General features: G+C 43.4%; 11 protein-coding genes and 1 pseudogene. 3 read left to right on the forward strand and 9 right to left on the reverse strand.

Features of this window, described 5'->3' with window-relative positions; translation table 11 throughout:
• Positions 1–60: 60 nt before the first annotated feature.
• The 5 genes from HUN01_RS13415 to HUN01_RS13435 all read right to left on the reverse strand — a co-directional run bounded on the left by HUN01_RS13415 (position 61) and on the right by HUN01_RS13435 (position 6,058).
• Complete coding sequence (locus HUN01_RS13415; RefSeq protein ID WP_181931692.1) at positions 61–2,274, reverse strand: tetratricopeptide repeat protein; 2,214 nt, start codon at positions 2,272–2,274, stop codon at positions 61–63.
• A gap of 404 nt (positions 2,275–2,678) precedes the next feature.
• Positions 2,679–2,858, reverse strand: a complete 180-nt coding sequence (psb34, locus tag HUN01_RS13420) for a photosystem II assembly protein Psb34 (RefSeq protein WP_181931693.1) — start codon at positions 2,856–2,858, stop codon at positions 2,679–2,681.
• A gap of 227 nt (positions 2,859–3,085) precedes the next feature.
• Positions 3,086–5,089, reverse strand: coding sequence for a glycine oxidase ThiO (gene thiO, locus HUN01_RS13425; protein ID WP_181931694.1), 2,004 nt, complete (start codon positions 5,087–5,089; stop codon positions 3,086–3,088).
• 217 nt (positions 5,090–5,306) lie between these two features.
• Positions 5,307–5,702, reverse strand: a complete 396-nt coding sequence (locus tag HUN01_RS13430; protein WP_181931695.1) for a hypothetical protein — start codon at positions 5,700–5,702, stop codon at positions 5,307–5,309.
• Between the two features lie 17 nt (positions 5,703–5,719).
• The gene (locus HUN01_RS13435; protein ID WP_181931696.1) at positions 5,720–6,058 is read right to left on the reverse strand and encodes a 2Fe-2S iron-sulfur cluster-binding protein; all 339 of its coding nucleotides are present in this window, start codon (positions 6,056–6,058) and stop codon (positions 5,720–5,722) included.
• A 75-nt stretch (positions 6,059–6,133) separates the two neighbouring features.
• On the opposite strand from HUN01_RS13435, the gene cimA reads away from it, so the two are divergent.
• Entirely contained in the window at positions 6,134–7,825 is a 1,692-nt protein-coding gene (gene cimA, locus HUN01_RS13440; protein WP_181931697.1) for a citramalate synthase, read from the forward strand.
• 90 nt (positions 7,826–7,915) lie between these two features.
• Here cimA and HUN01_RS13445 read toward each other — a convergent pair whose 3' ends face one another.
• The 3 genes and pseudogenes from HUN01_RS13445 to HUN01_RS35350 form a co-directional block, all read right to left on the reverse strand.
• The gene (locus HUN01_RS13445; RefSeq protein WP_181931698.1) at positions 7,916–9,490 is read right to left on the reverse strand and encodes a mechanosensitive ion channel family protein; all 1,575 of its coding nucleotides are present in this window, start codon (positions 9,488–9,490) and stop codon (positions 7,916–7,918) included.
• A gap of 72 nt (positions 9,491–9,562) precedes the next feature.
• Positions 9,563–9,718 carry a hypothetical protein gene (locus HUN01_RS13450; RefSeq protein ID WP_181931699.1) on the reverse strand — a complete coding sequence of 52 codons (156 nt, stop codon included), beginning with the start codon at positions 9,716–9,718 and terminating at the stop codon, positions 9,563–9,565.
• Between the two features lie 413 nt (positions 9,719–10,131).
• Positions 10,132–10,311, reverse strand: a pseudogene (locus HUN01_RS35350) (Rieske 2Fe-2S domain-containing protein); the annotation flags it as partial.
• A 468-nt stretch (positions 10,312–10,779) separates the two neighbouring features.
• Here HUN01_RS35350 and HUN01_RS36070 point away from each other — a divergent pair.
• The gene (locus HUN01_RS36070; RefSeq protein WP_257798166.1) at positions 10,780–10,905 is read left to right on the forward strand and encodes a hypothetical protein; all 126 of its coding nucleotides are present in this window, start codon (positions 10,780–10,782) and stop codon (positions 10,903–10,905) included.
• A gap of 237 nt (positions 10,906–11,142) precedes the next feature.
• On the opposite strand, the gene HUN01_RS13455 is transcribed toward HUN01_RS36070, so the two are convergent.
• A complete protein-coding gene (locus HUN01_RS13455; RefSeq protein ID WP_069071020.1) occupies positions 11,143–11,376 on the reverse strand; it encodes a hypothetical protein in 234 nt (77 codons plus the stop codon).
• A gap of 161 nt (positions 11,377–11,537) precedes the next feature.
• Here HUN01_RS13455 and HUN01_RS13460 point away from each other — a divergent pair, with 161 nt between their 5' ends.
• The gene (locus HUN01_RS13460; RefSeq protein WP_181931700.1) at positions 11,538–13,682 is read left to right on the forward strand and encodes an NAD(P)/FAD-dependent oxidoreductase; all 2,145 of its coding nucleotides are present in this window, start codon (positions 11,538–11,540) and stop codon (positions 13,680–13,682) included.
• Positions 13,683–13,684: the final 2 nt, after the last annotated feature.

Consider the following 13,684-nt stretch of genomic DNA (forward strand, 5'->3'; position numbering starts at 1 on the left):
AGATTATAGAGAGTTTCTACCTCCTACCTCCTGCCTCCTGCCTCCTGCCTCCTGCCTTCTTCACAATTTTGACAAAATCTCTGGTAACAACTGACTAGGAACTTTAGATAAAGCTAGATTTTGCCCCTGTATCCCTAATTCATTATGAAAAGCACGAATAGTTTTCACCACATAAGCGAAGGTTGTTTGATAAGCCTCTGGTTGTTTACTTAATCCCTTTAAGGCTTGTAAATGGTTATCTAATGCTATTTCTAAGTGTTGAGAACGTATTGCTTTATCGCCATTAAAAGACTTATCTATTACTAGCTGATAATGGGCTAGTCCCAAATTATTATAAGAGGCAAGCAAATCAAAACTTAAAGAAGTCCCGCTAAGTGAGTGAGCCAAAGCTATAGCTTCTTCATAAGCGCTGATACATAATTTCAGATACTTTTGCCGTGCCTCTTTAGTTGTCTGAGATAGGTTTGCTAGATGCCAGTAGGCAGTACCCAGATTATTTTGTGTAGCGGCGCAAGCACTGGGAACATTAGCTGGAGTGCGATACTTGAGAGCATCGGTGTAGACAACTATAGCTCGCTGGAGATTTTGGGCAGGTTGTTCGTATTGTGCCAGATTCCAACAGGCAGTACCGATATTATTTTGAATCATGCCATACTTAAGCGGCTCCTCTTCGGGGTTGTAGTGTACAAGTGCTTCATTGTAAGCTGCGATCGCTTTCTTTAAATGTACAATCGGTTGATTATATTGACCCAGATGCCAATAAGCAGTACCCAAATTGTTCTGGCAAGCCGCATACTTTAATGAATCCATATCGGCTGTACGATAGCTGAGTGCTTCACTGTAAGCTAAAATTGCTTGCTGCCAATTTTCAGATGGGTGAGAAAAACGAGCTAAGTCACCATAAGCAGTCCCCAAATTATTTTGCACACGAGCGTAAGTTTCCAAATGTGTCTGGGGCGAAATCATCTTTAACGCCAACTGATAAAATTCTATTGCCTGATCTATATAAGTTTGTCCTTCCTCCGAATTGGGTGGTGTACGGTATAACATCCAGTAAAGTGTACCCAAATCATTCAAGATATCTGGGAGTTGCGGTGAGCTTTCGTCATAGCTAATTGCTTCCTGATAGGCAATAATTGCTACCATCAGGTTTTCTAGGGTTGACTCTCCTTGTTCAATCCGAAGACGGTATAAAGTACCCAATCGATGATAAGCTTCTGCCAGTATCTCCGCTGAAACAAGATTTTCGTGTAATTTTTCAATCTCCAACAAAATCTGCTGCGGTTGTAAATAATTCTCAGTATTTTGAGTAGTATTTGTGTTGATTGTTGCGATTACTAGCTCCGTTAACTCACTACTAACATAAGATAAAGACGACAGCGATTGATTATTACTCCCACTACCATATCTAGTAGTAGATTCCTGCTGTTGTGGCGCAACCTTCAATAAATCTGCTGTTGACGGCGAAACTTCCTGGGTTTTATGTATGCCATTCCCTTGTATCTCTGCGGGGAAATCGGAATTATTTTCAAAGTTTAACCCGGTGGCTGCGGTTCTAAGTTCTTCTTGGTTAACTGATTCATCTAAAATCGACTGCTCAATATTTCCTAAATCCAAACTTCTGGAATTAGAAAAACGTTCTGGATAGCCGGAATTCTGAGTTGCTGGTGTGGGTTCTCCAGCAAACACAAATACACCAGTCCTGGAACGCCAAAATTGTGGTGCTGATTGCTTAATAGCAGATAACCAAGGGCGCGGTATCCACAACAGTAAGTTAGATTCTAAGAATCTGCCGGATTCTTGTGTAGAAAAATATTGTTCGCTTAAGCGGAGATAGTGCAAAAACAAACGCTGTGTCGCAACTGGTTGCTTGGTGAGATGCTCCACGCCTACAATCTGAAATGCTGGTACTGGAAAAGGTCTTCCAGGCGTATCTTTTGATGCCCCAACAATTGGCGGGGGATAATTAGCCAACCATTGATTAATCTGGACTATGGGATCGGGATCATTTAAATTCAAACGCAATGTGACTAATCGCGGATAAGCTGGAGTGCTATTTTCCTGAGCATTTGATGACTGATATAGCACCTGTCCAACAGGATAAGCCAATGTAGAATGCAAACGGGCTGCTACCTGATTTCTTAAGTGTAAATCATCACATACAGCTAAAAAAAGTTGTCGTCGTAAACCAAGACTTAGGGCAAGTTTCAGGCGGTGGTATACTTGCCGATTCCAAGTAGAATTATTGTTGTGTGCAGTATCATTCACGCTCATAGCGGCTAAAGAGCCAAAACACAGTGTATATCAATACTTCTCGGTTAAGGATTTTTAACTCGGAATTGGGTTTGGGGAAAAGGTTAAAGGGTAAAGGTTAAAGGTTTTTTCTTTCCCCTTTCCCCTTTCCCCTTCCCCTTTTCCCCTTAACCGACAAGTATTGCAGTGTATATCACCTTTCTGGGTGCATCCAAGTGGACTAAACTCATAATAAAAATTATTTTTAAGTAGATATTGTGCTGCTTAGGATAAACTAAGCCTTCATCTCTACATAAATAATAAAGTATGTAATTATACTTTAATTGCTAATTCAATTTTAACAAAAAATAAAAAAGCAGGCCCCTCTTAAGATTGGAACCTGAAAAACTATAAAAAAGTTGAAATTTTATTAAAATGTTTTATGCTCAACTGCTCTTAGAAACAAAGAAGGCGACTAGAATCAAACCGACAACCAAAGCTGTAGCAGCGATTCCTAGTAAGATATAAGTTCGTTTTTGCCCTTCCGTGGGAGGTTCTGCTTGATAAATCTTTGGTTCACGGGCAAAATTATTCAGAAGACCGCCTTCTTCATTCGTATAGGGCATGAATTAATTCCTTTATCTTTATTGTTCATTTAATGTTACATAAATGCTAGATCCGCTCTGAAACTGCTAGACAAATCGTTACATTATTGGGGCATGGGGCATTGGGCATGGGGCATTGAAAAGAGGCAGAGGGAGTGGGGTGCGGGGGGAAAAGGGGAAAACACTCTTCTCCCATTCCCCATTCCCCATTCCCCATTCCCCATTCCCCATTCCCCATTCCCCATTCCCTAACTAGTAATTGTTCCAGTTAGAGGTGAACTAGGACTGGCGTAGTCTTTAATAGGCATCCTGCCAGCAAGGTATGCTAGACGACCGGCGACTGTTGCTAAATTCATCGCACGAGCCATTGCTGCTGGGTTTGGAGAAAGTGCGATCGCACTATTAATCAACAAGGCATCTGCTCCCAATTCCATTGCCTGAGCGGCTTCTGAGGGTGAACCAATACCTGCATCTACCACCACTGGTACACCTGCATTTTCGATGATGATTTGGATATTGGCGGTTGTTTTCAGCCCTTGTCCAGATCCAATTGGCGATGCCAAAGGCATTACCGTAGCACAGCCTACTTCTTCTAAGCGCTTGGCTAACATGGGGTCAGCGTTGATATAAGGCAATACTGCAAAACCTTCTTTGACTAATTGTTCTGCGGCTTGCAGCGTCCCGATTGGATCTGGAAGTAAATACTTAAGGTCTGGTATTACTTCTAACTTGATAAAGTTATTGTCTTCCTGTCCCAACAATTTCGCCATTTCTCGCCCTAAACGCGCTACCCGAATCGCCTCTTCAGCAGTTTGACAACCTGCGGTATTGGGCAACATCCAGATTTTTGTCCAATCTAAGGCTTCAGCTAAACCTTCATGTCCGGGGGCCTTGGTTTGTACCCGTCGTACTGCTACGGTGACAATCTGGCAATCGCTAGCAGCGACGCTTTGCTGCATTTCCTCAATGCTGCGATACTTACCAGTTCCCGTCATCAAACGAGATTGAAAGGTTTTACCAGCAATAATTAATGGGGAATCTGTAGAAACGCGATTCATCGTGTCTAGGGTACGGTGCCCATTAGAGAAATTGGCAGAGTTAGTCAGCATTGGGGTGGAGGTAGATGGCTTGGACTGGAAGCGCGAATAGTGAAAATCTGAAAGCAGAGGGTCAGACTTTTGTTCCAAAATGAAATCGGCAATCAATGCGGCGGTTATGGGCGCAAGTAGAATTCCGTTGCGGTAATGACCAGTAGCAAGGGTTAAATTTTGACAGTGGCTAGTGCCAAGGATGGGCAACTCATCAGGGGTGGCTGGGCGAAATCCCCACCAGAATTCTTGGATGGGATAATGCTTAAGTTGGGGATACAGCCGGATAGCAGCTTGTAGTAATTTTTGAATACCTTCTGGGGTATTGTCAGGGATGAAGCCAACGTCTTCGCTGGTTGCCCCAAGAACAAGGCGATCGCGTCTTGGTACGATGTAAATATTCTGTCCAAATAAAACTCGCTTTAAGGGCAATTCTGGTACAAATTCCGGTACTCTCACACTCAGCATTTGTCCTTTTCGGGGACGTACAGGTAATGGTAACAATTCATTTGACCAAGCACCTGAAGCTAAAACATAGTGCGCGGCGCGAATTATTCCAGCATTGGTTTGCACGCCAACTACTTGTCCCTGCTGCTGTAAAAATGCTTCTACTGTAATCCCGTCTTTCAGTTCAACACCAACAGACTCAGCCGCCGTCCACAATACCTGAGCTAGAGCCTTATTATCAACTTGTGCATCTTCAGGATACCACCACCCACCTACTACATCTGCTCCTAATCCTGGCTGATATTGATGAATTGCCTCTTTGGTTAACCAGTAAGCCGGAGAATAGGCAGGGGGGCAGGGGGAAGGGTGCAGAGGAGAGGAATTTTCCCCCTGCTCACTGCTCCCTGCTCCCTGCCCTGCCTCTTCAAAGAGGGGTGCGAGAATACCGCAGGGACGGTAGCCAGTATTTAAGCCGGTCAGTTCTTCTAATTTGCGCGTCCAGTCAGGATATAAAGCACGCGATCGCCAACATAAGGAGCGCATTGCCTCATTAGAAATGTTTTCCGCATCTGGTGCTAACATCCCAGCGGCGGCGTGGGTAGCGGCAGCCTTGAAGTCACGACAAAGCACGGTGACCTGTGTCCCGCGCAGTTTTAGTTCAATGGCGATCGCTAAACCAATAACGCCGCCACCAATAATTACAGTCTCACTAGTCATTAGTCATTAGTCATTAGTCATCTATCATTAGCCATTTATCATTAGTACATAACTAATAACTCATAACTAATAACTCATAACTTATAACTTATAACTCGTAACTAAAGACGGATCTATCTTCATCAGGAATGCTGAGTGCAATTAATTTTATTTTTTACTCAGCACTCGTTACGAGCTAAACGCCCCGCTACCGCTAACAGAACTTAGCACTGTTCAGTTACCATAAAGCTCGAATTGGTTCGTTGCCTTGATTGACATCGCTTGATGGCGTGTCTGTTCCAGAAGTATCTGTGCCATCTGTTGTACTGTCAGCAGGTGATGTTGAGTCATCAGAAGGATTCTGAGCAACGCTACTCCTGTTGTCAGGTCTTGGAGCTACAATACTACGTCTGGGTTCGTTAGTTTCAGCAGTTTCATTTCCTTCAGTTGCAGTTTCCTCATTCTTGCTGCCAGCACTGCTATTAACATTGATATTAGCTGGCAGGACTTGTGATTTCTTGTCACTGGGAGCGTTAGCGCTTTGTACGCCCATAGGAAAGTTGATGCCCAGTAATGTACCAAGCAGAATGGCTAAACCTCCAGCCATTAAAATTAAGGGTGTCCATCTACCCATCTTGTCTTAACTCCTTTTTAACCTTTTGGTGTCCACACTATTCGAGAACCTTGTCCCCAAAATCCATCAAACTTTGTCACTTTCACATCGCCCAAAACCTGAGTTTGACAGGCTAAACGCAAGTCTGTTGTAGGAGAATGGGGAGGAAGCGAACGCCGTGCTCGATCACGCCAATTCGCTGCTGATACTTTGCCCTCTACCTTAACCGTACAGGTACCGCAACTGCCAATGCCCCGACAGTTTATTACCTTAGCACCGTCATTGTAGAGTTCAATACTATTTTGCAGCAAAATTTTTCGGAGATTGCTTCCCTGTTCGCAATCAATTGTTTTACCTTCAGCTAGTACTTTAGGCATTTTTAAATTGCCAAACTGGCTTTTTGTTGTATATTGACACATTGCCTCGAAAGTTGTCTCGTCGGTCCCAGTTTTATGACCACAAATTCCTCACCTCAACTTTGGCTCTATGACACTACACTACGGGATGGCACTCAGCGCGAGGGGCTATCGGTATCGATAGAAGATAAGTTACGCATTGCCCGTAGACTTGATCAACTGGGAATTCCCTTCATTGAAGGCGGTTGGCCTGGTGCCAATCCCAAGGATGTACAATTTTTCTGGCAACTTCAAGAAGATCCGCTAAAACAAGCTGAAATTGTTGCTTTTTGTTCGACTCGACGCCCCAATTCTACTGCTGCCACCGAACCGATGCTACAGGATATTTTGGCTGCGGGAACTCGCTGGGTAACGATTTTTGGTAAGTCTTGGGATTTACATGTGACAACAGGACTCAAGACGACATTAGAAGAAAATTTGGCGATGATTCGCGACACTATTGAGTACCTCCGTTCTCAAGGTCGTCGCATTATCTACGATGCCGAACATTGGTTTGATGGCTACAAGCACAATCGAGATTATGCTTTACAGACATTAGAGGCTGCGATCGCATCTGGTGCTGAATGGCTAGTCCTCTGTGATACCAATGGTGGCACTTTACCACACGAAATTAGCCAAATTGTTCAAGATGTAGTCAAGGTGACTGGGGAATGGGGCATGGGGCATGGGGCATGGGGCATGGGGAAAGAATCTACCCAATCACCAATGCCCAATGCCCAATCCCCAATGCCCCAAATTGGAATTCATACTCATAACGATTCGGAAATGGCGGTTGCTAACGCAATAGCTGCCGTGATGGCAGGGGCAAAGATGGTACAGGGCACAATTAACGGTTATGGTGAACGTTGCGGTAATGCTAACCTCTGTTCGTTAATTCCCAATTTACAACTGAAGGCGGGTTACAGTTGTATCACAGAAGACCAGCTCACACAACTTACAGAAGCTAGTCGTTTTGTGAGTGAGGTCGTCAACCTCGCGCCAGATGAACATGCTCCCTTTGTGGGACGTTCGGCTTTTGCCCATAAGGGCGGTATTCATGTATCAGCTGTGGAACGTAATCCCCTGACTTACGAACACATTCAACCGGAACAAGTCGGAAATCGTCGCCGCATTGTGATTTCTGAACAGTCTGGACTCAGCAATGTTTTAGCCAAAGCCCGCAGTTTTGGCATTGAACTCGATCAGCAAAAGGCAGAGGCCAGGGAAATTCTCCAGCGCCTCAAAGATTTGGAGAGTGAAGGATTTCAATTTGAAGCAGCCGAGGCTAGTTTTGTGCTGTTGATGCACGAAGCTTTGGGAGATCGCCAGAAGTTTTTTGAAGTCAAAGGTTTCCAAGTCCACTGTGACTTGATTGAGGGGAAAGAAACTAGCAATGCCCTAGCTACTGTCAAAGTCGCTGTTGAAGGGAAAAATATTTTGGAGGCGGCGGAAGGTAACGGCCCCGTGGCAGCTTTGGATGCAGCGTTACGCAAGGCTTTGGTGAACTTTTATCCCCAAATTGCAACCTTTGATTTGACAGATTACAAAGTACGGATTCTCAACGGACACACGGGCACTGCGGCAAAAACTCGTGTGTTGGTAGAATCGGGCAATGGTCGCCAACGCTGGACGACGGTAGGGGTTTCTACCAATATTTTGGCGGCTTCCTATCAAGCTGTGGTGGAGGGCTTGGAATACGGTTTGTTATTACACTCCCAAGCGGAAGCGGCGGTGAAAGCTTCTAGTTGACAAATAGCACTCAATGGTGTAAATAAATTTTACACTGATCAATGAAAAAGGGAGGCGATCGCCTCCCTTTTTCGTGCAACCCTATTAGTATCAATTCTTGGAAAAACCACAAATTTCAATTTCTTCTTGACTAAAAGTATCCTTTAATACCTTGCGGAGAACACGCTGAATATGAAGGTGTTTTCCAGGCTTGACTTTTGTCAGCGTCAGCAGCAATAGGTTATTCTCGCCGAAATTTTCTATTCCAGCTACCCGCGTGGGTTCTATAACATCCTGTTCATCCGCCTTTAACTCCTGTCCTACCTTGTCAACCACTCTATACACATGATCTAAATTGGAGTTATATGAAACGCTAACTTCCACTCTTGCATATATATACTGTTTAGAGAAATTGACAATTGATCCAATATCCCCATTACGAATAATTTGCAATTGACCATCAGGATGACGGAGGTGAGTGGTTCGCAATTCAATCGCCTCTACAATCCCCTCAACACTTCTCTCTTCCATTTTGCCGGCTTCAACATAATCACCAACCAAGTAATAGTTTTCAAATAAAATCAAAAATCCACTAACAACATCATTAATTAGGTTTTGCGCTCCAAGACCAACTGCTATACCCACAATTCCCGCACCTGCTAATATAGGCGCAGGATCAATGCCAATCAGCTTGAGTATAGTAACTCCGGCAGTGAAGTAGATGAAATATTTGGCAAAACTCCGTATTAAGGGAATCAGCGTCAGCCGTTTCTGTTGCTGTGAGTCATTTAAATTTGTAGTTCTTAAATAGAACTCATCAAGAATAAAGTAAGCGACTTCAATCAAAACATTGCTAATAAAATAAACCCCAATAATCTGCACAATTCTAGGTGTATAAGCATTTATCCAAGCGATAAATTCTATTTCTGGAACAACAAGATTTACTATGCCAACATAGAGGATGTATTCCAAACATTTTTTGAAGAGGGGAATTAAATGGCATAAACGCTCGTATAAACGCAGTAGATTGTCAGAATTAGAGTATTTAAGACTCAGTGCGTCGAGAGTATCAACTATGGTAGTAACAGCTTTAATAATTAGTAAACCAATTGTAATTATGATGTATATTTTTAAAGCGATGTAAATATACTTGGGAATGACTTCTGGGAGGTAGAGAAATTTAGCACAGATGATAAAAGAAGATATCCAGAGAGTATGAATAATAATTCTTTTTAAAACTTTAAAAAAAGCCTCAGTACTCTCATCATTAGCTTTTATTTGATCGGCTCTCTTTGCGTAATTGCAGACCCAATCTATACCACGCTTTAAAGGTGGTATGCTAAATTTAACTAGCAATAGCAAACTTACACTTTTCAAGCTTGCCGTAAAAATATTGATCCAAAATTGAGTAGGAAGACTGCGAATAAGATTAAGTTGAAATTCCTGAAGGTTTCCACCTCGATAAATCACCATCCCATTCACACCAATCAGCACAAGACATAGAATCACAGAAATTAAAATTAAAAGTCTGCTGATACTCCGGCGCAGGAATGTGATATTTGCAGTTATTCCTTGAAGCCAAGAAACTTTAGTAACCTGCTTAAAGATTATGCCAATCAGCCAGTTCAACAGCGAGAAAAAGACTATTAAAAATATGACTTCACCCAGGATAATTAATATATTCATCTTGTGAGTATCTGTTGGCTCATTTATTGAATTTCAGCAGGGAACTACTGCAAAAGTGCCTGAAAGTTGCTTCTATCTGTGTGCATGGATGTAGTCCACAAAGTAAAATCTTGGATGAACCCAGAATCTCACCCAAGCGTAAGCTCCTAGACCTAATAGTGCGATCGCTATTAAGGGTAAACCCAGAGTCAGTTGTAATCCATCGGGAAGGCTACGGTGTACACACAAGTCAAATTACCCCCCTTAATCCCCCCTTGCCAAGAGGGGAAACAAGAAAAATCTAGTTCCCTCCCCAATGCATCGGGGAGGTTTAGGGTGGGGTGAAACATTGGTTAATTAGCGATTTCATACTTGTGTGTACACCATAGATCGGGAAGGAGAGCAACAGCGCAAACAGTAATCACAAAGTAGATTAAAAGCACTGCTTGCAAGCGTTGCACAACCAAAAATGCTTCTCGACAGCTACGACAATGTTGGGTGTGTTGCAATACTTGTCGGGTTTTGGGGAAAAGGGGAAGGTGGGGCCCCCTCTGGGGATAAGGGGCGGGGGAAAGGGGAAAGAAAAAACCTTTAACCTTTACCCTTTAACCTTTACCCCAAACCCAATTCCGAGTTAAAAATCCTTAACCGAGCAGTATTGGGGTGTGTTGTTTGTAGCGATCAAGGATTTGCTGGCGATCGCTATTGATATTCCGTTTTGGTGAAACATTGATTCCAACTTCGCTCCAAGGTAGTTGTCCGTGACAATAGCGATCGAACCAATTCCTAAACTCTATTACTAAACGGTCTGCACTTGTAGGTAGCTGATAGGCAGTTTTCCAGCACTAACAAAGACTTGCTCAAGCTTGCAGGTATTTGCTGCTAATTTGCTAGCTGTTGTGGTTATCATTGTTTAAACTCTCCAAATTGCTTGGAATGCATAACACCACACTTAACGCTTCTTAACGTCTCAGACTTTTAATAAGAATGCAAGGACAGTTAAGACAGTTAAGATAATAAATAAGCTATATAAATTAATTAGTTTTTTTTTATAAGTTTTACTTAAATACTTTTCAATGATTCGTGAAAAACAATCTTACCTAAACAACTAGGGAAAAGAAAAAATCTGATAATGCGTTAGAAACTTGAATCTAACTTTTGGCGTTTAACCGCCCTTTAACCCAATACGGTTCACTTAAGGGAATTATCCGTTGAGGCCGGTAAGAGGTGCAGGGGAAGAGAAAAAGGCTTATCTGAACCACTAAAAAACTGAAGAATCCACATCACCCTTCATCAGTAAGATTAGCAATGTGTTTAGCGCCGATGATCGTTATCAGGTGAATCGACATGAAACATTGAAATTCCAACCCTTCGATTTACTTGAAAAAAACTGGCTGATTTGGCAACTAATCCAGAAGGCTAACCGTTTTGAGTAATTCTATTTTTAGGCTGGCTTTGACGCATCTGATTGAGTTTCTAGTGCCCAGTGCTGATATGGTTAAGTTAGTGCCTTTTGTGCCTTAAATGCAAAAATAGCAACCCAATTGCCAATTCTAGGCATGTTACTCCTATACCTAAAATGCGTAGGCGCAGCCCGCCGCAGGCATCGCTAACATTTAGGTACAGACCTAGAAATCTAATGCTGCGACAAAAACTTTATCATATACAAGGTTTTAGGAGAAATTTTCCCAGGATTGAGCTACTAATTGGCTCAACCAGCGACGTTGTTGCTGATCCAGCAGTGAATCATCTGCTAGCAACTGAGCGGTTAATTCTTCCAAAGATTGACCTTGAGCGCGGACAATTTTAATAACTCCAGCGATCGCACTAGCAACTAGTTCTTCATCAATCGGCTGTTGTCGTAGGTCAATAATTTCTTGGGGACTGTCTGGAATGGGATAATTCATGGCGTGGGTTTACAGAAATACAAAATGAACAATAAATTTGACAAACTCTTAAAATTTCTTCACTGAATCTTTACGAAGCTAGTTAGGGCGGAGTGTACCTTACTTTGTGCCTTAATAAAATCTGTCTTAGTGAGTAGATTGATCGGAGATGTCAGGAAAAGATGAGAGAAATCCTTTATTTAGAAATTCCAACTCCGGATATAGCAACTGTGCGTAACTGGTTACAAACAGATTTTGAACCCGGCAATGGAGAAAAAGTGCTTACCTCGGAAGGCTTTCGCCTCAAAATACCCAGTGCTACTACAACTATTGGAGTGGCTCTTTCCGAAAACTTGCCTGCGGAACTTTCGGTATTTGTCTGGTCGGTACAACGAACTACTTATCTAAAAGTGTTTCGTTGGGCAGAACAACCCTTTCCCTGTGAAGGACAAATTCTGCAACGCCTGACTAAAGAAATCAGAAGCCGTTTTCCGCATCATTACCCAGAACCGCCAGCAATTGATTTATCCCAGCAATCGATTTTCGCAGCACTAGGCTCTGCTTACCCCCTCACCGTCAAGTATTTTCAGAAAATGCCTAACGGTGAATATGATCTAACGCGTGCCTACTGGTGGGAACAACGATGGCGCGAAGGGGTACGGAATCCGCAGCAACCCCGGCAGGTGGTGTTTTCCAGTCAAGGGGACAGGGGACTGGGGACTGGGAACTGGGTAAAAGGTAATCCCAATACCCAATCCCTAATCCCTAATCCTCAGTACGACATCATCTACATCGGTGGCGCATTAGGCGCAATCCATGCAGCACTGATGGCAAAACTAGGATATAAAGTCCTGCTGGTGGAACGGATGCCCTTTGGGCGAATGAACCGAGAATGGAATATTTCCCGCGATGAGATTCAAAGCTTGGTTAATCTGGGTTTAGTCACCCCCGCTGAGTTAGAAACCATCATTGCCAGAGAATACAAAGACGGATTCAATAAGTTTTTTGATGCTAATAATCCAGCCAAACTGCGATCGCCCGTCCTCCACACACCCACAGTCCTAAATTTAGGTTTAGATTCCGAAAAATGGCTCCAAATGTGTGGGCAAAAACTGGAAGCGGCTGGCGGTGAAATTTGGGATGAAACAGAGTTTATCCGTGCAGATATTGATATATCACAAGTAGTTTTGCAAGTCAAGCACTTGCCCAGTCAGATTGAGAAGCAAGTAAGTGGACGATTGCTAATAGATGCAATGGGAACTGCGTCCCCCATCGCTTGGCAATTAAATGGTGGTCGTGCTTTTGATAGTGTGTGTCCAACAGTGGGAGCGGCAATTCAGAGCGGATTTGAGCCAGGAGTATGGGATTCCCAATATGGGGACGTTCTTTACAGTCATGGGGATATTTCGCGGGGAAGGCAGTTGATTTGGGAATTGTTTCCCGCAGCAGATGATGAACTAACGATTTATTTATTTCATTACCACGAAGTCAATGCTGAAAATCCCGGTTCCTTGCTAGAGATGTACGAGGACTTTTTCACAATTTTGCCAGAGTATCGCAGGTGCGATATGGACAAATTGGTGTGGAAGAAGCCGACATTTGGGTATATACCTGGGCATTTTAGTCTGGGAAGTCGCGATCGCACAGTTGCCTTTGATCGATTGATTGCGATCGGTGATGCCGCATCACTCCAATCTCCCCTCGTCTTCACCGGTTTTGGTTCCCTAGTTCGCAACTTAGAGCGCTTAACAATGCTGTTGGATACTGCTCTCAAACATGACTTGTTGAGTTTCCGCCACTTGAACCAAATACGCGCTTACCAAAGCAACGTTTCAGTGACTTGGCTATTTTCCAAAGGGATGATGGTACCCACAGGAAAATTTTTACCACCCCAGCGGATTAACTCCATGCTCAACACCTTTTTTGGGCTGTTGGCAGACGAACCGCCAGAGGTAGCAGATAACTTCATCAAAGATCGGTGTGATTGGTTAACCTTTAACCGCCTCGCGCTTAAAGCCGCTAGGAAAAATCCTGCCTTGCTTTTATGGATTTGGGAACTTGCTGGGCCCAGGGATTTGCTCAGATGGCTTGGTAGTTATTTCAACTTTGGTCGTCATGCCCTAATCAGCGCTTTGCTGAGTCCGTGGTTGCCGCGCTTCTTGAATCGGGTAGGTTTTTGGCTAGAACCCCGGAATCCGGGCTTGTGGCTGTGGCTATTGGCGATTAACTATGCGATCGCCACAGGCAAACCGCGATCGCGCAGTCAGGTAGTAAAATCCAACCCAGAAGCCATAATTCCGAAGCCAGAAGTAAGAATTAGTCATTAGTC

The sequence above is a fragment of the Nostoc edaphicum CCNP1411 genome, assembly GCF_014023275.1.
Taxonomy (GTDB): domain Bacteria; phylum Cyanobacteriota; class Cyanobacteriia; order Cyanobacteriales; family Nostocaceae; genus Nostoc; species Nostoc edaphicum_A.